This window comes from Micromonospora sp. NPDC049497, from assembly GCF_044465805.1.
Lineage (GTDB): Bacteria > Actinomycetota > Actinomycetes > Mycobacteriales > Micromonosporaceae > Micromonospora.
In genome coordinates, this window is record NZ_JBITMC010000005.1 from 194,058 (window position 1) to 214,173 (window position 20,116).

The following is a 20,116-nucleotide window of genomic DNA, read 5'->3' on the forward strand; positions in this document are numbered from 1 at the left end:
AGGGGCCACACGCGTTGGTCCGTGAGCGGAAAGCGGCGGTGGATGCATGCGCGAGGTTGACGTCGCGGTGATCGGGGCCGGCCCCGCCGGTCTGTTCGCCGCCTACTACGCCGGGTTCCGCGGGCTCTCCGTCGCGGTGGTCGACGCGCTGCCCGAGCCCGGCGGCCAGATCACCGCCATGTACCCGGAGAAGCTGATCCACGACGTGGCCGGCTTCCCCGCGGTCAAGGGGCGGGACCTGGTGGCCAACCTGGTCGCGCAGGCCGCGCCGTACGACCCCTGCTACCTGCTCGGCACCCGGGCGGAGAAGCTGTCCTACGCCGACGGGCGACCGGTGCTCGGTCTGGCCGGCGGCGAGCAGCTGACCTGCGGCGCGGTGATCGTCACCGGTGGGCTGGGCAGCTTCACCCCCCGGCCGCTCCCGGTCGCGGAGCACTTCACCGGCACCGGGATCGTCTACTTCGTACCGCAGCCGGCCGAGCTCGCCGACCGGGACGTGCTGATCGTCGGGGGCGGTGACTCCGCCTTCGACTGGGCGTCCACCCTGCAGCCGCTGGCCCGCTCGGTGACCCTGGTGCACCGCCGTGAGCGGTTCCGGGCGCACGCCGGCACGGTCGCGCGGGTGCTGGCCACGCCGGTGCGGGTGGTGGTGAACGCCGAGGTGACACGGCTGCACGGCGACGGCGCCGTCGACGGCGCCGAGATCACCGTGCGCGGCGGTGCGGCCGAGCTGCTGCCGGTCGACACGGTGATCGCGGCGCTCGGCTTCACCGCCGATCTCGGGCCGCTGGCCGAGTGGGGGCTGCACCTGGACCGGCGGCACATCGTCGTCGACAGCGCCATGGCCACCAACCTTCCCCGGGTCTTCGCCGCCGGTGACATCACCGAGTACCCGGGCAAGGTGCGCCTGATCGCCACCGGCTTCGGCGAGGCGGCGACCGCCGTGAACAACGCGGCCGTGGCCATCGACCCGTCCGCGCACCTGTTCCCCGGGCACTCCTCCGACGGCACCTGAGCGCCGCCCCTCCCGGCCCGATCAGGCCGGCAGGCCGATCAGGTCGGCCATCAGGGCGGTCTGGTGGTCGAAGTACTCGTCGCGGTGCGGCACCGCCCGGTTGAGCCGCCCGAACAGCTCGAAGCTGATCAGCCCGAAGAGGTGGGTCCAGCCGGCCATGCCCCGGGCGAGGAGCGACTCGGGCAGTCCGGGGAAGAGCGCGGCACCGATCACCGCCAGGTCCTCCCGGACCGGCTCGGGCAGTTCCTCGGCCGGCGGGTCGAGCCGCCCGGCGGCGAGCCCGTCGCGCAGGATGCCGACCAGGGTCACCGGCGGCCGTTGCGCCGGTTCGACGGTGGCGTCCGGTGCCGCGTACCCGGGCACCGGACTGCCGTAGAGCAGCGCGTACTCCGCCGGGTGGGCCAGCGCCCAGTCCCGGGCCGCGCGGCAGGCCGCGTGCCAGCGTCCGCGCAGGTCGAGCCGGTCGCGCCCGGCGTCCGCCGCCGCCACGGCGTCACCCAGCGCGTCGTACGCCTCGATGATCAGCGCGGTGAGCAGCTCGTCGCGGCTCGGGAAGTAGCGGTAGATCGCCGACGAGACCATGCCCATGTCGCGGGCGACCGCCCGCAGGGACAGGTTGGCGCCGTCGGTGGAGAGGTGCCGCCGAGCCACCGCCTTGATCTCGTCGATCATCTCGGCGCGGACCCGGGCGCGGATGGAGGAAGCCGGCATGCCTCCACCCTGCCACGAGAGAGAGCGGACATCAAATTCGAGAGCAGTGCTCTTGACGCGGGGGCGTCGAGGATGTCACTCTCATTGCGAGAGCGGTGCTCTCAAAAGCTAGCCCTGATCCGAAAGGTGATTCCTGATGTCCCTGCACGTCATCGTCGGCGCCGGTCCCGTCGGCACCGCCACCGCCCACCGCCTCACCGCCGCCGGCGAGAAGGTCCGGCTCGTCACCCGGCGCGGCACCGGTCCCGACCTGCCGGGTGTCGAGCGGGTGGCCGCCGACGCGTCCGACGCCGACCACCTCATCGCACTCACCGACGGGGCCACGGCCCTCTACAACTGCGCCAATCCGGCGTACCACCGGTGGCCGATCGACTGGCCACCGCTGGCCGGCGCGCTGCTCACCGCCGCCGAGCGCACCGGAGCGGTGCTCGCCACCGTGGGCAACCTCTACGGCTACGGGCCGGTCGACGGACCGATGACCGAGGACACCCCGCTCGCGGCGACCGGCGTCAAGGGGCGGGTCCGCAACCGGATGTGGGCCGACGCGCTGGCCGCCCACCGGGCCGGGCGGGCACGGGTCACCGAGGTGCGCGGCTCCGACTACCTGGGGGCCGGTGGCACCTCACTGCCGATGCTGATGCTGCCCGGGGTGCTCGCCGGGCGGCGGGTGGTGCTGCCGATCGACTTCGACGCCCCGCACACCTGGACGTACATCGACGACGTCGCCCGTACGCTCGTCGTGGCCGCCACCGACGAGCGGGCATGGGGACGGGCCTGGCACGTGCCCAGCGCGCCGGCCGTGTCGGCACGGCACCTGGCGACCCGGGCCGCGGCCCTGACCGGGGCGCCGGCACCGAAGCTCACCCGGCTGCCGTACGCGGGGCTGTGGCTGGGCGGGCTGGTCAACCCGTTCGCGCGCGAGCTGCGGGAGACCGCGTACCAGTTCGACCGGCCGTTCGTGATGGACTCCCGGCCCGCGACGGAGACCCTCGGCATCGCGCCGACCCCGGTCGACGACGCCCTCGCGGCCACGGTCACGTCCCTCGGCGGCGCGTCCCGCCGCTAGTTGTTAACCGGGGGCCCTTTCTCTACCGGAGGCGTTAAGAAGGGGCCCTTCCTTACCGCTTGCGGCGGCGACGAGGACGGCGACCAGGGTCAGCGCCGCGCCCGTCAGGGTGGCCGGGCCGGGGCGCGCGGCGGCGGTGGGCAGCGCCAGGTCGAGCAGGACCGCACCGATGATCTGCCCGGCGATGGTGGCCAGGCCGAGCAGCAGTACGCCGGTGAAGCGGACGATGGCGGCGGCCAGGGCGATGAAGAGGATGCCGATCGGGCCGCCCAGGTACAGCCACGGCTCGCCCGGGACGTTGCCGGTCGGGCGGCCCCGGACCGCCACCTCCACGGCGAACGTGGCCAGCAGCGCCAGCGTGCCCACGGTGAAGTTGACCAGGGTGGCGGTGAGGGCGCTGCCGGCGGCGCCCCGGACCCGCCCGTTGACGGCCTGCTGCCAGGCGATGCCCACCCCGGCCAGCAGCGGGAGCACGGCCAGCGCCAGGGCGTCCGGGTCGCCGAGCCGGTCGCTGACGGCGAGGAGCACCGCCAGCACGGTCAGTGCCGCGCCGACCAGCCGGGCGGGGGTGACCGGCTGTCGGCCGAGGGGACCGACGCCGGCCCGGTCCACGAGCAGGCTGCTGCCGGACTGCCCGGCCACCACCGCCACGGTGAAGACGGCCACCCCGAGCGTCCCCACCGTCAATCCCTGGGTGGCCACCAGGAACGCGCCGCACACCCCGCCCAGGCACTGCCAGGGCCGCAGCGTCCCCTCCCGGAGGGCGGCCCGCAGGGCGACCAGCCCCCGCCGGCCGCCCGGGGTGGCCGGGACCAGCACCAGCAGCACCAGCAGGCCGAGGCCGAACGAGACCACCGCGGCGGCGATCCCGTCGGCCAGCCGTACGCCCAGCTCGCCGTTGATCCGGGACTGCACGGCCACCGCGACCCCGGAGGCGACCGCCAGCCCGATGCCGGTGGCCCGCCGCGTGGTCGACAGGGTGGGGGGTGCCGTCGTCCCGGTCGCGCTCACTCCTGTTCGGCCAGCGGCCGCCCGTCGAAGTCCACCGCCGAGTAGAGGGCCAGCTTCTCCAGGCGGTGGTACGAGTCGATCACCCGGATGGTGCCGCTCTTGGACCGCATCACGATCGACTGCGTGTACGCCCCACCGGCGCGGTAGCGCACACCACGCAGCAGGTCGCCGGAGGTGACCCCGGTCGCCACGAAGAAGCAGTTGTCCCCGGTGACCAGGTCGTCGGTGCCCAGCACCCGGTCCAGGTCGTGCCCGGCCGCCAGCGCCTTCTCCCGCTCCTCGGGGTCGCGCGGCCAGAGCTTGGCCTGCATCGCCCCGCCCATGCACTTGAGCGCGCAGGCGGAGATGATGCCCTCCGGCGTACCGCCGATGCCCATCAGGACGTCGACGTCGGATTCGCCCCGGGCGGCGGCGATCGAGCCGGCGATGTCGCCGTCGGAGATGAACCGGATACCCGCTCCGGTGCGCCGGATCTGCTTGACCAGGTCCTCGTGGCGGGAGCGGTCCAGGACGCAGACCGTGACCTCGGAGACGTCGGTGCCCTTGACCTTGGCGATCCGGCGGATGTTCTCCGCCGGGCCGGCGTTGATGTCGATCACGTCGGCGTAGGCCGGGCCGACGGCGAGCTTCTCCATGTAGAAGACGGCGCTCGGGTCGAACATCGCGCCCCGCTCGGAGACGGCGAGCACGGCGAGAGCGTTCGGCATCCCCTTGCTCATCAGCGTGGTGCCGTCGACCGGGTCGACCGCGACGTCCACCTCCGGGCCGGTGCCGTCGCCGACCTCCTCGCCGTTGAAGAGCATCGGGGCGTTGTCCTTCTCGCCCTCCCCGATCACGACGATGCCGCGCATCTGGATCGAGTTGATCAGCTTGCGCATGGCGTCGACGGCCGCGCCGTCGCCGCCCTCCTTGTCGCCGCGGCCGACCCAGCGGCCGGCGGCCATCGCCGCCGCCTCGGTGACCCGGACGAGGTCGAGGGCAAGGTTGCGGTCAAGATCCTGTGGGATGCGCGTCCTGGTGTTCGTCGTCATGACGGCTCCTCCTCGCGGCGTTGCGGGGTGGACCGGCAGTGTGCGGCGTCGCCGCTGCCGGCTTTGTCGCTGATCCTCACACGATGACGGACACGGCGCGGTGGCGGGGCGGTGATGGCCCCGATACGCCACATCCGGCGGCTGCGAAGATGGCGGGGTGGAACCCGCACAGCCCGCTGACCGCGTACCCGCCGACCAGACGCCACCGGACGGCCAGCCGCCGGTGGCCCCCAGCCGCACCGGCCCCGCCGAGCCGGCCGTACCCGCCGGAGAACCGGCACTGGTCGAGCCCGCCGGCCCGCCCACGGCCGCGCCCACCGACGCCGGGGCCGAGACCGGGGAGCGGCCGGCGCCGCCGGCCTCGAAGGAGGCCGCCCGGTCGGAGCGGTCGCCCAAGGACATGGCCGTCTCGCTGCTGGTGCTGCTGGTCCCGATCGCGCTGCTGCTCGCGTTCTACCGGGGCTTCCTCGGTGGCGACCAGCCGACGACGGTCGACCCGGCACCGGCGATCGAGTCCGCCCGGGCCGCCGACGCCTTCCCGGTCTCCGAACCACGCGGACTGGGCGACGGCTGGCGCACGGTCAACGCGACCTTCCAGACCGTCGAGGGAGGCGCCAGCCTGCGGATCGGCTACCTGACGCCCGAGGGTCGCGCGGTGCAGGTCGTGCAGAGCAGCGTCCCACCGGAACGGCTGCTGCCGGTCGAACTGACCGACGAGGGGCAGCCGCAGGGACAGGCCGACCTGGACGGACGGACCTGGCAGCGGTACACGGCGCGGGGCAACGAGCAGGCGCTGGTGCTGCTGGAACCGACCCGGACGGTGATCGTGATCGGCGACGCGCGGGACAACGAGCTTCGGGCGTTGGCGGGGGCGCTCGGCTGAACCCGTGCCCCCCAGGCGTCGGAGGTATCCGTTAGGCTGCCCCGGCTCGTGCCCGGCCGGTACCTCCCGGCCTGGTGTTGCCTGTTTGTGAAGAGAGACAACTGTGAACATTCGACGGTGGACCGTCGGCGTCCTCGCCGCCGCCCTGTTCGTGCCCGGCCTGGCCGCGTGCAACTCCGAGTCGGCCGAGCCGACCGCCGCCGCCTCCTCCGCCCCGGCCGACCCGAAGGAGGCGCTGCGCGCCTCCACCAAGGAGCTCGCCGCGGGCAACTTCACCTTCACCATGGCCGGTGACGGCCTCACCGGTAAGGGTCTGGTGCACAAGCCCAGCAACAGCGTCCAGTTCGACATGGCCTTCGACGACGGCTCCGGCTCGTCGATGGCCATGGAGATGGTCATGATCGAGAAGGACAGCTGGGTGCGGATCGACTTCGGCGAGCTGGCCGAGTCCGTCCCGCAGTTCGCCAAGCTCAAGGACAAGTTCCAGCACATCGACCAGTCCAAGATCAAGGACTCGGACGCCCTCGCCGTCGACCTGGAGAACCCGGACCCGGCCGGCGCCGAGGAGCTGTTCAAGGCCGTGACGGACGTGCAGAAGACCGGTGAGAACACCTACACCGGCAAGCTGGACGCCTCCGGCGTGACCGACGCCGGCGCCATCGACAGCGACCTGGTCAAGGCGCTGGGCGACCAGGCCAAGGCGCTGCCGTTCACCGCCAAGCTGGACGACCAGGGTCGCCTCGTCGAGCTGGCGATCCCGGTCCCGGCCGCCGGCGAGACCAAGGCGCACGAGATCAAGGTCACCTACGCCGACTACGGCAAGGCCACCGCCGCACAGAAGCCGCCGGCGGACAAGGTCATCGAGGCGTCCCCCGAGACGTACGAGATGTTCCAGTAGGACCGACCACGGAAAGGGGGCGGCCGGCCGGCCGCCCCCTTTCTCGTGGCTGTGCGGGTCCCCCTGGCGAGGGAACCGGACGAACCGGTGATTGTGCGGCGTGACGGCAGGGAACTAGGTACGTGCGACCCGACCGGCGCTGCCACGGCGAACGGACGGCGCTCGTGCGGCGCAGCCGACAACTGCCGCGTCGCCCGGTTTCCGGCCGCCACCCCGGCGCGTCGGGTGACCCCCACGGGAGACACAGATGACTGTTCGACGCCTGAGCGCCGGCCTGGTGGCCGCCGCGTTGTTCACGCCCGGCCTCGTCGCCTGCAACGCCGCCGGGACCCCGCAGGCGGGCTCCTCCGCCAGCCCGACCGCCTCCGCGTCCGGCACCGGCGCCCCGGTGTCCGGCGACGCCAAGCAGGCCCTGCTCGACTCGACTCGCGAGATCAGCAAGGGCAACTTCCGGTTCACCATGTCCGGCGCCGGCTCCACCGCCGAGGGGCAGGTGCACGAGCCCAGCCAGAGCGCCGAGATGCGGGTGAGCATCGGTCAGCCCACCGACGACCTGTCGATGAAGCTCGACCTGATCCACGCCAAACCGGACAGCTGGGTCAAGCTGGAGCTCGGCGGGAAGACCGCCACCAGCGTGCCGGGCGTGCAGAAGCTCAATCTCGGCAAGTACCAGCACCTCGACCAGACCCGGATCAAGGGCAACCGCAACCTGGGCTTCGACTTCGACCAGGTCGACCCGGCCGGCAGCGCCGTGCTCACGCAGGGCATCACCGAGGTCCGTGACACCGGCGCCGGCACGTACGCGGGCGCGCTGGACGTGTCGAAGGCGGCCGACGCCGGGTCGGTCGACCCGACCGTGGTCACCGCGCTCGGCCCGCAGGCCAAGTCGGTGCCGTTCACCGCGAAGCTGGACCCGCAGGGGCGGCTCAACGAGATGGTCGTCCAGATCCCGGCCGCCGGTCAGACCGCCGCCCAGGAGATCCGGATCACCTACTCGGACTACGGCAACGCCACCGCCGCCCAGAAGCCGCCGGCGGACCAGGTCGTCGAGGCGCCGGCCGAGCTGTACAACCTCTTCAACTGACGCGACGGGCGGGCGGGGCGGCTCCGGCCACCCGCCCGCACCCGTGGCTGTGCCGGTCCGGTCGTCCCCGTGGCTGCGCCGCTCCGGTCGTCCCCGTCGCCGCCTGCTCGACGGGGACGGGTCAGGACTCGCCGTTCTGCCGGGCCGCGTCGATGCGGGCGCGGGCCCCGTCGAGCCACTGCTGACAGATCTCGGCCAGCTTCTCGCCGCGCTCCCAGAGCGCCAGCGACTCCTCCAGCGTCGTCCCGCCGGCCTCCAGCCGCTCCACCACCGAAGCCAGCTCGGCGCGGGCCTGCTCGTAGCTGGGCCGGTCGTCCTTCGTCTCGTCAGTCATCACACCCATCCCACCACACCGGCCGGACGCCGCCGGCGTCCGCTCACCGGCCTCCGCTCACCGGCGTCCATGATCGTGCTCGATCCGGGAAGTAGTGGCATCGACGCCGCAGGGAGGCCACTACTTCGTGGATCCAGCGCGATCATGAGCGTCGGGCGTCGGGCTTTCAGCCGTCGACGGTCGCGGCCAGTTCCCCGTCGGCGAGGCGTACGCGCAGCGGGTCGCCCTTGGCGACCTCGGACGCCGCACGGACCACGTGGCCGTCGGCGCGCTGCACGATCGCGTACCCCCGATCGAGGGTCGCCGCGGGGGAGAGCGCGCGGAGCCGGGCGAGAGTGTGCCGCAGGTCCTCGCCGCCGGCGGTCAGCCGGTGGTCCAGGCACCGGTCCGCCCGCTGGCGCAGTGCGGCCAGCTCGGTGGCCCGCTGGTCGACCATCACCTGCGGTCGCGACAGCACGGGGCGGGAGCGGAGCAGGTCGAGGCGGTGCGACTCCCGGTCCACAAGGTTGCGGACCGCGCGTTCCAGCCGGGACCGGGCCTGCCGGATGAGGCGTACCTCCTCGGTGAGGTCCGGGACGATCCGCTTGGCCGCGTCGGTGGGGGTGGACGCGCGTACGTCCGCGACGTAGTCCAGCAGCGGCGCGTCGGTCTCGTGACCGATCGCGCTGACCACCGGGGTACGGCAGGCGAAGACGGCCCGGCACAGCGCCTCGTCGGAGAAGGGCAGCAGGTCCTCGATGCTGCCGCCGCCCCGGGCGATGACGATGACGTCGATGGTCGGGTCGGCGTCGAGCACCTTGAGCGCGTCCATGATCTGTGGGACCGCGCCCGAGCCCTGCACCGCCACGTTGACCGTGCGGAACTCCACCGCCGGCCAGCGCCGCCGGGCGTTGGTGAGCACGTCCCGTTCCGCGGCCGAGGCGCGGCCGGTGATCAGCCCGATCCGCTGGGGCAGGAACGGGGGCCGGCGCTTGCGCGCCCGGTCGAACAGCCCCTCGGCGGCCAGCAGCTTCTTCAGCTTCTCCAGGCGGGCCAGCAGCTCACCCAGCCCCACCTGGCGGATCTCGTCGGCGCGCAGGCTGAGGGTGCCCCGGGCGGCGTAGAACTCCGGCTTGGCGTGCAGCACCACCCGGGCGCCCTCACGCAGCTCCGGCGCCCCGGCGTCGAGCACGTCGCGGTTCGTGGTGACGGTGAGGCTCAGGTCCGCCGAGGGGTCCCGCAGAGTCAGGAAGACGGTGGTGGCGCCGGGGCGGCGGCTGATCTGCGCCACCTGCCCGTCCACCCACACCCAGCCGAGCCGGGCGATCCAGGCCCCCACCTTCTGGCTGACCACCCGGACCGGCCACGGCTCCTCGGAGGTACTGCGCGGGACGTCGGTCACCCGCCCACCCTATGCCGGGACGCTGTGGCGACGGTCGCAGCCGCTGCCCCCTCGGGAGCCTGCACGTACGATGGGCGGGTGACTCAGGCTGAGGCGACCCCCCGGACCGGCAAGCGCGTGCTCCTGGCGAAGCCCCGCGGCTACTGTGCTGGCGTCGACCGCGCGGTGCAGACCGTCGAGGAGGCGCTCAAGCTCTACGGCGCCCCGATCTACGTGCGTAAGCAGATCGTGCACAACAAGCACGTGGTGCAGACCCTGGAGGCCCAGGGCGCCATCTTCGTGGAGGAGAACGAGGAGGTGCCGGAGGGCGCCACCGTCATCTTCTCCGCACACGGCGTCGCGCCCGAGGTGTACGAGCAGGCGAAGGAGCGGTCGCTGAAGGCGATCGACGCCACCTGCCCGCTGGTGACCAAGGTGCACCAGGAGGCGAAGCGGTTCGCCGCCGAGGACTACGACATCCTACTCATCGGGCACGAGGGGCACGAGGAGGTCATCGGCACCTCCGGCGAGGCCCCCGAGCACATCCAGCTCGTCGACGGTCCCGAGGACGCCGACCGGATCACCGTCCGCGACCCGAACAAGGTCGTCTGGCTCTCCCAGACCACCCTGTCGGTCGACGAGACGCTGGAGACCGTCGCCCGGCTCAAGAAGCGCCTGCCGATGCTCCAGTCGCCGCCCAGCGACGACATCTGCTACGCCACCTCCAACCGTCAGCACGTGATGAAGGAGATCGCGCCGGACTGCGACGTGGTGATCGTCGTCGGGTCGCGCAACTCCTCCAACTCGGTCCGGCTCGTCGAGGTCGCCCTGGACGCCGGCGCCCGCGCCGGCCACCTGGTCGACTTCGCCCACGAGATCGATGACGCGTGGCTGGAGGGGGCCACGACGGTCGGCCTGACCTCCGGCGCCAGCGTCCCGGACGAGTTGGTGCAGGACGTGCTGGCGTACCTGGCCGCGCGCGGCTTCGCCGACGTCGACGAGGTGGTCACCGCGAACGAGCGGCTCACCTTCTCGCTCCCGCAGGAGCTGAAGCGGGACATGAAGGCCGCGGCGGCGCGCGGCTGACGACGGGAACGGCATCCGCCCCGCACACGTCAGAGACGGTATGAGGAACCTTCGGCTCGCCGTCCCCGCGCTGGCCGTCTGCATGGCGCTGAGCGCCTGCGGCGGCCAGGGCGGCGGCGACGGCACCCCCACCCCGACCCCGACGGGAGCCCAGCCGGTGACCAGCGCACCCTCGCCCGACCCGACCGACTCGGAGGTCCCGTCGACCGGGCCCACCCCACCCCCGCCGACCGCCCTGCCCCCGAGCCCGAAGCCGGGCGGGCCGACCAAGCCCCCGCCGGTCGGAGCCACCGAGCTCACCGGCACCGTCACGGCCGGTGTGGAACCGAACTGCGTGCTCCTCGACAACTTCCTGCTGATCGGCGGTCCGCGTGACGTGCTGACCCCCGGCACGAGAGTCACCGTCTTCGGCCGGGTGCAGCCCGACATGATGACCACCTGCCAGCAGGGCACCCCGTTCCTGGTGGAGAGTGCCCGCCGGTCCTGACCGGCCCCACCCACGACGGCAGGAGGCCCGCCCCCCGGACGGGGAGCGGGCCTCCGCTCGTGATGGCCGCCGGTCAGTTGACCGCGCGGACCACCACGTCGCCGCTGCCGATCAGGATGTTCGTGTCGGTGCGGACCTGGACGTTGCCGTAGAGCACCCGGTCCTCGGCCGGCGCCACCTTCGCGGTGACCGTGCCGGGGACCGTCCAGGTCGCGCCACTGGCCCGCAGCGCGTTGGCGTCGGTCACCGCCACCGACCCGAAGGCCGGGTTGGTGAAGACGTCGATGTACCGGTAGGACGTCGACCCGGCCGGCACCGCGTAGCCGTCGACGCGGACCTTCCAGGCACCCGCCGCCGGGTTCGCCACGGTCACCGACTCCTCCGAGTCGCCGTCCGCGCTCTGCCCGGCCGCCACACAGGTGCCGGAGGTGCAGTTGAGCAGGTACAGGTCGAGGTCGGCACCCGGGTCGGAGGTGCCGCCGATGGTCGCCCGGAGCTGGGTCGAGCCCGGGGTGACCGTCAGGTCGTACTCCTTGGTCTCCAGGTTGGCGATGGTGAACGGACCCTGCCGGGCGCTGCCCAGCGTGGTGCCGGTCGCCCGACCGGTGAACGAGCCCAGCGTGCTGGTCAGGGTGTACGACCGGTTGACCGGCACGTTCGCCGTGGCGGCGGCGATGTCGTCCGGGTTCGGGGTGACGGTGGCACCGAGCACCGAGGCGGTCAGGGTGAAGGGCGTCCACGCCGCGTCGGAGGTGCGCCGACCGTCCACCGTGATCTCCCAGACGCCGGTGAACGGGTCGGAGACCGTCCGGCTGTTCGGCGAACCGGTGGCGCAGGCCCCGGCCGCCGGGACGTAGCAGGAGGTCGACGCGTTGCTGTCGATCCCCAGCCCGTACGGGTGGTAGCGGAGGAACCGGGCCTGGCCGGTGCCCGCCGCGCCGGTCGGGCCGGCGAAGTCCACCTTCAGCGCCGGGGTGCCGGCCGGCACCCGGACGAAGTAGTGCAGGGACTGGTTGCGGCCGACCGTGCCGTCGATGCTCACCTGGTGGTTCGCCGACGCCTCGAAGGTGTACGGGGCGATGACGGTGTTCAGGGTCTGGTGGTCGACGCCGGCGGTGGCCGGGTCGTCGAGCCGCAGGACCGCCGAGTGGGCGCCCGGCGTCGCCGGGTTCACCCGCACCGCCACGGTGACCGGCTTGTTCAGCGGCAGCGACACCGACGACGGCGCGGAGAAGGTGCCGTCGTTGCCCACCCAGGTCAGGTTGTACGTGGTCGCCTTCGACCCGCCGCTGGTGCGGGTGAAGGTGTAGGTGCGGGTGTAGGCGGTACCGACGGTCACGCCCTCCCGGTCGTAGATGCCGACGCCCACGCCCGGCTTCGCGAGGAACCCGGACAGGACGGTGTTGACCGCCACCGACGAGCTGATGTCGACCGGCTTGAGGTTGGTGCGCAGCAGGTCGTACGCGCCCTTGACGTCGATCAGGCCGGCGCCCTGCTCGTACGCGCCGGTGTTGTCGATGAACCGCGCCGAGGACATCAGGGCCTGCCGGATCTGCGCCGGCTGGGACTGGAAGCCTTCCGCCTTGGCGGCGCCGACCAGCAGCGCGCCGACACCGGCGGCCTGCGGGGCGGCCATCGAGGTGCCGTTGAACATGGCGTAGCCCGGGGGCAGGGTGTAGGTGCCCGGGACCGGGCCGCCCAACTGCCAGGTGGGCACGGTGGAGATGGCCGAACCCGGTGCGATCACGTTCGGCTTGAAGCCGCCGTCCTCACGCGGGCCGCGCGAGCTGTAGTAGTGCAGGCTCTCCGCGTACGGGGAGCTGGAGCCGTAGTTCGACCGCCAGGTGGCGTCGGTGATGTACGACCCGACGCTGACCACGTTCTCGGCCACCGAAGGGTCGCCGACGGTGTTGGTGCCCGGCCCGCTGTTGCCGGCCGAGAAGAACATCTGGACCTCGTACTGCTCGATGAGGCGGTTGTAGAGCACGGCGCGGGTGTTGTTGCCGTCGTTGAGGGCGGGCAGGCCACCGATCGACATGTTGATGACGTCGGCGTCGGCCTGCTTGGCCGCGTAGATCATGCCCTCGATGAGGGCGTGCGCGGTGCAGCCGCCGACGAAGAGGCAGGTCCGGACGGAGATCAGCTTGGCGCCCGGAGCGGCGCCGGTCATCGCGCCGCCGAACATGCCGTTGGCGGCCACGATGCCGGCCACGTGGGAGCCGTGCGCACCGGAGACGATGCCGATGTTGACGAACTTGCCCTTGCCGTCGACCTGCACGACGAAGGGCATCGACTCGGCGACGACGGTCGCCGGGTTGTCGCTGCCGAAGGTGCCGACGTCGTTGCGGACCTTGTAGTCGGTCATCGCGGTCTGGTCGGCGAAGGAACCGTCCTGGTCGGTGTCGACCCACACGGTGGACTCGCCGTCCCACAGGACGCCGAAGACGCCGCTGCTGCCCGTCGGGTTGCCGTCACGGTTGACGTCGTTGCCGACCTCGCCGCCGAGGTTGGGGTTGCGCTCGTCGAAGGTGCCGAAGCGGTACGCGCCGGTGCCCGGGGCGGTCCAGGTGCGGCCGCCGGCGGTGAAGGTCGGGCCGGACACGCCCGCGGACATGCTGATCCAGGTCGGGTCGCCGTCGTCGGTCGGGTGGGTGGCGGTGACCCAGTCGACGATCTTGCGCTCGCCGGTGGTGGTCTTCTGCAGCGCCGGGTGCCCGAGATCGACGCCGGTGTCGATGATGGCGACGGTGGTGCCGCGACCGTCCCGGGTGGGGTTCGCCGCGGTGAAACCGGCCGCGCCGGTGTCCCCGATCGGCATGTACGGGTTGTCGGCGGGGGTGCCGGCGCCGGGGGCGGGCTGCGGGGCGGGTGCCTCCGAGCCGTCCGGGCGCGGGTCGGGCAGGTCGACGGGGGCGTCGATCTCGACCGTCTGCACCCCGGTCAGCTTCGCGACCCGGTCGGCCTTGTCGACGGGCACGCTCGCCCGCAGGTAGCCGAGGTCGTCGTCGCGGTAGCGGACGTCGGCGCCGAGGGCGGCGAGACCGTCGGCGACGGCACGGGCCTGACCGGCCTTCGCGGCGATGAGGACGGTGACGTCCTTACGGCCGGCGGCGCGTGCCTCGGCCAGCCGGTCGACGTCGGTGGGGCTCCAACCGGCGGTGGCGCTCTTGACGGCGTTCACCTCGGTGGACTGGCCGGCGGCGGCGGGGTTGGCCGAGCCGGTCAGGGTCAGGGCGCCGGCGGCCAGTGCCGACGCCAGGAGCGCGGCCGAGGTCCGGCCGCGCCGACTGTGGGGGTTTGTCACGTCTCTTCCTCCGGGGGAGAGCAAGGGTTGCGGGGCGTACCCGGCGACGGACGTGAGACACACCACGTCGCCACTCATTCAGCGACAACTATGACGCTTCCGTTACGCCTGACGAGCCCCTCCGTAACATCAAGCCGAATGATTGCCATGCGGCAATGAACGGCCACGGTAGACACCTCGATCGGACGGCCCCGGTCGTACGGACGGGCGACGCGCCCGGCGGTTCCCCCGGACGTGCGGGAGCCCGCCCCCGAGGTTCGGGGACGGGCTCCGGCGGATGTTACGGGCGGATCAGTTCACGGCGCCGATGGAGACCGCGCCGCGGCCGACGACCGCGCCTTCCGTGGTCACCACGGCCAGCTCGCCGTACAGTTTCCGGCCGGCGGCCGGGGTGGACAGGGCGGTCACCGTGCCGGTGAGGGTCGCGGTGTCGCCGTTGGCCAGGGTGAGCGGGGTGGCCGGGGTCGCCAGGGAGCCCAGCGCCGCCGCCGAGAACGAGTCCCGGTAGTCGTACGCCGTGCTGCCGCCGGCACCGTCCACCGCGTACCCCTCGACGACCACCCGGTAGGTGCCCGCCGCCGGGTTGGTGAGGGTGACAGCCTCCTCGGAGTCACCGTCGGCGGCGAAGCCGACCCGGGTGGCGCCGAGGAACACGTACAGGTCCAGGTCGGCACTGGCGTTGGCCGGGTTGCCGATCCGGGCGGTGAACTGCGAGGCATCCGCCGGCACCTCGACCAGGTACTCCTGGGACGCACCCTCGGCGATGGTCGGCCGCTCGTCACGGACGCTGGAGAGCGGGCCGCCCTGGCCCGTCACCGAGACCGGGCCGAAGGTGTTGGTCACGTTCCACGTGACCGCGGTCGCCTCGCCGGCGTCGACCGCCGGCAGCTCGACCACGGCCGGCTCGACCGCGACGCCCTGGATCCGCGCCATGAGCTGGAACGGGTTGTTCAGCGACGGCGAGGTGCGGCGCGACTCGACCTCGATCTCCCAGACGCCCGGGATCGGGTTCTGGTAGTCCCGCTCCTGCGGCTTGCAGGCGTTGGCGTCGGAGAAGTTGGTGTAGCAGACCAGGCTGGACGTGCTCTCCACCGGAACGCCGTACGGGTTGAAGGCGATGAACCGGGTCTGCGAGCCGGTGGCGATGCCGGCCAGGTTGACCTGCAGCGCACCCGCGCCCTCCGGCACGGTCACGAAGTACGACGTGAAGCCGTTGCGGTCCACCGAGCCCCGGGCCGAGAACGCGTAGTCCGGCTTGCGGGTGTCGGTGGACGCGACCACCACGAGCGAGACCTCGAAGTCGACCGTGTTGGTCGCCGGGTCGTCGACCAGCATCAGGGCACCGTGCGCTCCGGCCGTCTTCGGCTTGGCCTTGACGGTGACGGTGACGGCCTTGTTCAGCGGCAGCCAGACCGTCTTCGGGGCGGTGAAGGTGCCGTCGTTGCCCCGCAGCGTGATGTTGTGCTTCACGCCGCGGGCCGGACCGCTGGTGCGGGTGAGCGTGACCTGGTAGGTCTTGCTCTGGCCGACCGTCTGGCCGCCCTCGGCCGACGCGCAGCGGTTGTAGACGCCCGTGCCCCGGTTCGGGGTACCCAACTGCTCCGACAGCACCGTGCAGACCGGGGCCTCGGAGGTGTACGAGCGGGTCTCGACACCCTTGCGCAGCAGGTTCCAGGCGCCCGGCACGTTGACCATGCCGTAGCCCTGGCCGTATGTCGGAACGCCCGCGATCGGCTTGGCCGAGCTGTACAGGGCCCGGCGCAGTGCGGCCGGGGTGACGCCCTTGTCGGTCGCCTTGGCGGCCGACAGCAGCAGCGCGGCGGCGCCGGCGGCCTGCGGGGAGGCCATCGAGGTGCCGTTGAGCATGCCGTAGCCGGCGGGCAGGCCGTAGCCCGCCTCGGCGACGGGGCCGCCCGGCTGCCACGCCGGGATGGTGGAGATGGCCGAGCCCGGAGCGGCGATGTTCGGCTTGAAACCGCCGTCCTCACGCGGGCCGCGCGAGGAGAAGTTGAACAGCGCGTTCTTCGCCCGCACCACCGAGCCGTAGTTGGCCAGCCAGGTGTCCTTGCTGATGCTGGCCGCGGTGCTGATCACGTTGGCCGCGACCGACGGGTCGCCGACCGTGTTGAGGCCCGGGCCGCTGTTGCCGGCCGAGATGACCAGCTGCACGCCGTAGGTGGTGATCAGGTTGTTGTACAGCTCCGCGCGGGCGTTGTTGCCGTCGTTCAGCGCCGGCAGGCCACCGATCGACATGTTGACCACGTCGACCTTGCGGTTGATCACCAGGTCGGCCATGCCGGTGGTGAGGGCCGCGTAGGTGCAGCCGCCGCCCCAGGTGCAGGCGCGGGCGGAGACCAGCTTGGCGCCGGGCGCCGCGCCGTCGAAGGCGTCGTTGCCCAGCATGTCGTTGGCGGCGGTGATGCCGGCGACGTGGCTGCCGTGCGCGTCCTCGACGATGCCGATGTTGACGAAGTCGATCGGGCCGGAAGAGGTCGGCACGTCCTCGCGGTACTCCACGACGAACGGCATCTGGTCGCGGACCTCGGTCGCCGGGTTGTCGGTGCCGAAGTGCCCGACGTCGAACTTCTCCTTGTAGGGCCGCATCAGGGCCTCGTCGGTGAAGTCGTTGTTCTGGTTGACGTCGACCCAGATGTCGTGCGTGGTGGGGTTGTAGAGCACGCCCCACGCGTCGGTCGTGTCGCCGTCCCGGTTGACGTCGCCACCCGGCTCGCTGCCGGCGGTGATCGACTCACGGAACAGGTTGAAGCGGTAGGTGCCCGCCGGGGCGGTCCAGGTGGCGCCGGCGATCGTGAAGGACGGGCCGGCCACCTCGGTGTTCATCGCACGCCAGGTTGCGTCCTCGAGCGGGTCGGTGGCGGTGACCCAGTCGACGATCTTGCGCTCGCCGGTGGTGGTCGTCTGGAGAGCCGGGTGGTCCAGGTCCACACCGGAGTCCATGATGCCGATGGTGACGCCCCGACCGTCCCACTCCGGGTGCTGCTCCACGAAGCGGACGGCACCGGTCTCGTTGGTCGGCATGTAGGGGTTGGCGGCGCGGGTGGCGTCGCTGGGCCCCGGGAGGGTCGTGCCCTGCTCCGCCGCCTTCCGTCCGGAGGGTGCGGCCTCCGGCTTCGGGTCCGGCCGCTGGATCTTCTCGTCCAGGTCGACCGCGGAGACGCCGGGCAGCGTGGCCGCCTTGACGACCTTGTCGGTGGGCACCTTGGCCAGGACGTAGCCGATGGTGTCGTACCGCTCGGTGACGGCGGCGCCGAGGCCCTTCAGGTCCTCGGCGACGTCCTTGGCCTCACCCTTGTCGGTTGCGACGATCAGGGTGACGGTGGGGGCCTTCTCGGCCTCGGCCTCGGCGAGCAGCTTGGCGTCGTGCGATCCCAGCACCTCGACCGGGGTGGCCGGTGCGGTGTCGGGTCCGGAAGGTGCGGCGCTCGCGGTTGCGGCACCGCCCGCGACGGTCACGGCGCTTGCCGCCATGACCGACGCGAAGAGCGCGGCGGAGGTACGCCGGCTCAGGTTTCGGGGTTTGCTCACGTTCTCTTTCCTCCAGAGAACAGGGCCCTCAGATGCAGGGCACGCGTGAGCGAAATACTTCGCGGTGTCGATGGGCGGTGTCACTACCGGCGAGTTCGTTGTGACCATCTCGTGACATGCGGATACACGCATTGTCACATGTGATGCTCCACTGTGGAGGCCGCCGGACCGGCCTCTTCGGACTGTTCGAGCAGCTCAGGTGCCTGCGGCTGGCGGGGTGCCAACTCGATCTGGGCCGGCGTCGCCAGCTCCTGGTCGGAGACGCCCAACTCGGCGAGCTTGCGGGCGCTGACCAGCACCCGCGCCTCCAGCGAACCGACCGCCCGGTTGTACGCGGTGACCGCGCCACCCAGCGACGCCCCGAGCTTGCCGACGTGTTCGCCCAATGTGGACAGCCGCCCGTACAGCTCCCGGGCCAGCAGGTGCACGGTGGCCGCGTTCCGGGCCAGCACCTCCTGCCGCCAGGAGTAGGCGACGGTCCGCAGAAGGGCGACCAGGGTGGCCGGCGTGGCCAGCACGACGTTGCGGGTGAACGCGTGCTCCAGCAGCGTCGGGTCCCGCTGCAGCGCCACGTCGAGGAACGGGTCGGCCGGCACGAAGAGCACCACGAACTCCGGCGTGATGTCGAAGGCGGACCAGTACGACTTCGCGGCCAGCGCGTCCACGTGCGCGCGCAGGTGCCGCGCGTGCGCGTCGAGGTGGGTGTCCCGGCCGCGCTCGTCGCGCGCCTCCATCGCGGTCAGGTACGCGTCGAACGGCGCCTTCGCGTCCACCACCACCGACCGGCCCCCGTGCAGCCGTACCACCAGATCGGGGCGGACCCCCTGGTGGTCGGTGGACGCGGTCACCTGCTCGTCGAAGTCGCAGTGCTCCAGCATGCCGGCCGCCTCCACGATCCGCCGCAGCTGGTGCTCGCCCCAGCGGCCCCGCACCTGGGGTGCCCGCAGCGCCGCCACCAGCTGCTTCGTCTCGGTGCGCAGCTCACCGGAGACGGAGGACATCGCGCGGACCTGCTCACGCAGCTCCGCGTACGCGTCGACGCGGTCCCGCTCCAGCTCGGCGACCCGCAGCTCGTAGCGGCGCAGCGTGTCGTGCAGCGGGGCGACCGCGCGGGCGACCGCCTCCTGGGACTGGGCCGTCGCCTCGTAGCTCAGCGCGCGCATGGACTGCTCCAGCCGGCCCTCGCCGTCGCGGGTCGCCTGCAGGGTGGCCTCCAGGCGGGCGATCTCCGCCGCCGTGCGGGACCGCGCGGCGAGCCAGCCCAGCGCGCCGCCCACGGCGAGGCAGACGACCACCACGGCCAGCGTCGAGAAGCTCATGCCGCAGAGCTTGCCAAACGGGTACGACCTACGAACGGTGGGTACGTACCGGGGCATGGAGACTCTGCTGTGTCTCGGCATCCTCGCCATCGGTGCGGTGGTCGCCATCGCGGTCGTCAGCGCCCAGACGAGGGCCCGCCGGGGTGACGAACTCGGTGACGCGCGCGCGGAGGCGCAGCGGTGGTACGAGCGGTTGGGCGGCCAGTTGATGAACCTGCACGGCGAGCAGCCGGCGGTGCGGCAGGCACTGGCCGACGCCGGTGAGCGGTACAACGCCGCCGGTTCGCAGCTGGAGCAGGCGCGTACGCCGCAGCAGTTCGCGCTTGCCCGGGAGACCGCGCTGGAGGGGCTGGCGTACATCCGGGCGGCCCGGACGGCGCTCGGCATCGACCCCGGCCCGGAGCTGCCACCGCTGGCGGCGGCCCGGGGTGCCGGCCAGCTCACCCGCGAGCGTCAGGTGGACGTGCAGGGACAGACCTTCAAGGCCGGCCCGCAGCCCGGAGGGGACACGCCCTACTACTACCCCGGCGGGCGGTTCCAGGGGCGGCCCGTTCCGGCCGGCTGGTACTCGACGCCGTGGTGGAAGACGGCGCTGGGCGCCGGCGCGGGCGTCGTCGGCGGCCTGCTGATCGCCGACGCCCTCTTCTCACCCGGCTGGGGCGACCCGGGCTACGGCTACGGCGAGGGCTACCAGGAGGGCTTCCAGGACGGCACCGGGTACGGCGACGAGGTCGGCGCCGGCGACCAGGCCGGCGACGTCGGTGCCGGTGACCAGGCCGGCGATCTCGGCGGCGCCGGTGACTTCGGCGGCGGCTTCGGTGGCGGCGACTTCGGCGGGGGCGACTTCGGCGGGGGCGACTTCGGCGGCGGCGACTGGTGATCCCCGCCCTGCGGTGCAAGGAAGGGCCCCTTCTTAACAGTCGCTGTTAAGAAGGGGACCTTCCTCTACGCCAGGCGTTAACAGGGGGCCCTTCCTTACAC

Annotated in this window: 16 protein-coding genes; 8 read left to right on the plus strand and 8 right to left on the minus strand. The window is 72.5% G+C overall.

The features are described 5' to 3' along the window. Nucleotides 1-46: 46 nt before the first annotated feature. Nucleotides 47-1,015 (plus strand): NAD(P)/FAD-dependent oxidoreductase, encoded by a 969-nt coding sequence (locus ACIBR0_RS10310; protein ID WP_396714142.1) that lies wholly within the window; start codon nt 47-49, stop codon nt 1,013-1,015. A 21-nt stretch (nt 1,016-1,036) separates the two neighbouring features. Here ACIBR0_RS10310 and ACIBR0_RS10315 read toward each other — a convergent pair whose 3' ends face one another. After that, entirely contained in the window at nt 1,037-1,726 is a 690-nt protein-coding gene (locus tag ACIBR0_RS10315) for a TetR/AcrR family transcriptional regulator (protein WP_396714144.1), read from the minus strand. Between the two features lie 136 nt (nt 1,727-1,862). On the opposite strand from ACIBR0_RS10315, the gene ACIBR0_RS10320 reads away from it, so the two are divergent. Then, a complete protein-coding gene (locus ACIBR0_RS10320) occupies nt 1,863-2,792 on the plus strand; it encodes an NAD-dependent epimerase/dehydratase family protein (RefSeq protein WP_396714146.1) in 930 nt (309 codons plus the stop codon). A gap of 3 nt (nt 2,793-2,795) precedes the next feature. Here the strand turns inward: ACIBR0_RS10320 and ACIBR0_RS10325 are convergent, their stop codons facing one another. Both ACIBR0_RS10325 and glpX read right to left on the minus strand, forming a co-directional pair. Then, entirely contained in the window at nt 2,796-3,803 is a 1,008-nt protein-coding gene (locus ACIBR0_RS10325) for a DMT family transporter (protein ID WP_396714147.1), read from the minus strand. Beyond that, nucleotides 3,800-4,834, minus strand: coding sequence for a class II fructose-bisphosphatase (gene glpX / locus ACIBR0_RS10330; protein ID WP_357028491.1), 1,035 nt, complete (start codon nt 4,832-4,834; stop codon nt 3,800-3,802). The genes ACIBR0_RS10325 and glpX overlap by 4 nt, the downstream gene beginning before the upstream one ends. 157 nt (nt 4,835-4,991) lie before the next feature. On the opposite strand from glpX, the gene ACIBR0_RS10335 reads away from it, so the two are divergent. From ACIBR0_RS10335 to ACIBR0_RS10345, 3 genes are all read left to right on the plus strand, one after another. Next, a complete protein-coding gene (locus ACIBR0_RS10335) occupies nt 4,992-5,717 on the plus strand; it encodes a DUF4245 family protein (protein WP_396714151.1) in 726 nt (241 codons plus the stop codon). A gap of 103 nt (nt 5,718-5,820) precedes the next feature. Then, nucleotides 5,821-6,615: a hypothetical protein gene (locus ACIBR0_RS10340; RefSeq protein ID WP_396714153.1), complete on the plus strand. Its 795-nt coding sequence runs from the start codon at nt 5,821-5,823 to the stop codon at nt 6,613-6,615. A 247-nt stretch (nt 6,616-6,862) separates the two neighbouring features. Beyond that, entirely contained in the window at nt 6,863-7,699 is an 837-nt protein-coding gene (locus ACIBR0_RS10345) for a hypothetical protein (RefSeq protein WP_396714155.1), read from the plus strand. A 121-nt stretch (nt 7,700-7,820) separates the two neighbouring features. Here the strand turns inward: ACIBR0_RS10345 and ACIBR0_RS10350 are convergent, their stop codons facing one another. Further along, nucleotides 7,821-8,033, minus strand: coding sequence for an exodeoxyribonuclease VII small subunit (locus ACIBR0_RS10350; RefSeq protein ID WP_357028478.1), 213 nt, complete (start codon nt 8,031-8,033; stop codon nt 7,821-7,823). A 166-nt stretch (nt 8,034-8,199) separates the two neighbouring features. Continuing rightward, on the minus strand, nt 8,200-9,366 hold the full coding sequence (gene xseA, locus ACIBR0_RS10355; RefSeq protein WP_396714343.1) for an exodeoxyribonuclease VII large subunit: 1,167 nt from the start codon (nt 9,364-9,366) through the stop codon (nt 8,200-8,202). A gap of 126 nt (nt 9,367-9,492) precedes the next feature. Here xseA and ACIBR0_RS10360 point away from each other — a divergent pair, with 126 nt between their 5' ends. Together ACIBR0_RS10360 and ACIBR0_RS10365 are read left to right on the plus strand one after the other, a co-directional pair. After that, on the plus strand, nt 9,493-10,479 hold the full coding sequence (locus ACIBR0_RS10360) for a 4-hydroxy-3-methylbut-2-enyl diphosphate reductase (protein WP_396714157.1): 987 nt from the start codon (nt 9,493-9,495) through the stop codon (nt 10,477-10,479). 40 nt (nt 10,480-10,519) lie between these two features. Next, on the plus strand, nt 10,520-10,966 hold the full coding sequence (locus ACIBR0_RS10365; RefSeq protein ID WP_396714159.1) for a hypothetical protein: 447 nt from the start codon (nt 10,520-10,522) through the stop codon (nt 10,964-10,966). Between the two features lie 73 nt (nt 10,967-11,039). Here ACIBR0_RS10365 and ACIBR0_RS10370 read toward each other — a convergent pair whose 3' ends face one another. The 3 genes from ACIBR0_RS10370 to ACIBR0_RS10380 form a co-directional block, all read right to left on the minus strand. Further along, a complete protein-coding gene (locus ACIBR0_RS10370; protein ID WP_396714161.1) occupies nt 11,040-14,270 on the minus strand; it encodes a S8 family serine peptidase in 3,231 nt (1,076 codons plus the stop codon). A gap of 291 nt (nt 14,271-14,561) precedes the next feature. After that, nucleotides 14,562-17,816 carry a S8 family serine peptidase gene (locus tag ACIBR0_RS10375; protein ID WP_396714163.1) on the minus strand — a complete coding sequence of 1,085 codons (3,255 nt, stop codon included), beginning with the start codon at nt 17,814-17,816 and terminating at the stop codon, nt 14,562-14,564. 134 nt (nt 17,817-17,950) lie between these two features. Further along, nucleotides 17,951-19,135, minus strand: a complete 1,185-nt coding sequence (locus tag ACIBR0_RS10380) for a DNA recombination protein RmuC (protein ID WP_396714165.1) — start codon at nt 19,133-19,135, stop codon at nt 17,951-17,953. A 55-nt stretch (nt 19,136-19,190) separates the two neighbouring features. On the opposite strand from ACIBR0_RS10380, the gene ACIBR0_RS10385 reads away from it, so the two are divergent. Beyond that, nucleotides 19,191-20,015: a hypothetical protein gene (locus ACIBR0_RS10385; protein ID WP_396714167.1), complete on the plus strand. Its 825-nt coding sequence runs from the start codon at nt 19,191-19,193 to the stop codon at nt 20,013-20,015. The last annotated feature ends 101 nt before the right edge of the window (nt 20,016-20,116 follow it).

Coding starts and splice junctions, on each gene's coding strand:
- ACIBR0_RS10310 (WP_396714142.1), top strand. CDS start 47: ATGCGCGAGGTTGACGTCGCGGTGATCGGGGCCGGCCCCGCCGGTCTG.
- ACIBR0_RS10315 (WP_396714144.1), bottom strand. CDS start 1,726: ATGCCGGCTTCCTCCATCCGCGCCCGGGTCCGCGCCGAGATGATCGAC.
- ACIBR0_RS10320 (WP_396714146.1), top strand. CDS start 1,863: ATGTCCCTGCACGTCATCGTCGGCGCCGGTCCCGTCGGCACCGCCACC.
- glpX (WP_357028491.1), bottom strand. CDS start 4,834: ATGACGACGAACACCAGGACGCGCATCCCACAGGATCTTGACCGCAAC.
- ACIBR0_RS10345 (WP_396714155.1), top strand. CDS start 6,863: ATGACTGTTCGACGCCTGAGCGCCGGCCTGGTGGCCGCCGCGTTGTTC.
- ACIBR0_RS10350 (WP_357028478.1), bottom strand. CDS start 8,033: ATGACTGACGAGACGAAGGACGACCGGCCCAGCTACGAGCAGGCCCGC.
- ACIBR0_RS10365 (WP_396714159.1), top strand. CDS start 10,520: ATGAGGAACCTTCGGCTCGCCGTCCCCGCGCTGGCCGTCTGCATGGCG.
- ACIBR0_RS10380 (WP_396714165.1), bottom strand. CDS start 19,135: ATGAGCTTCTCGACGCTGGCCGTGGTGGTCGTCTGCCTCGCCGTGGGC.
- ACIBR0_RS10385 (WP_396714167.1), top strand. CDS start 19,191: ATGGAGACTCTGCTGTGTCTCGGCATCCTCGCCATCGGTGCGGTGGTC.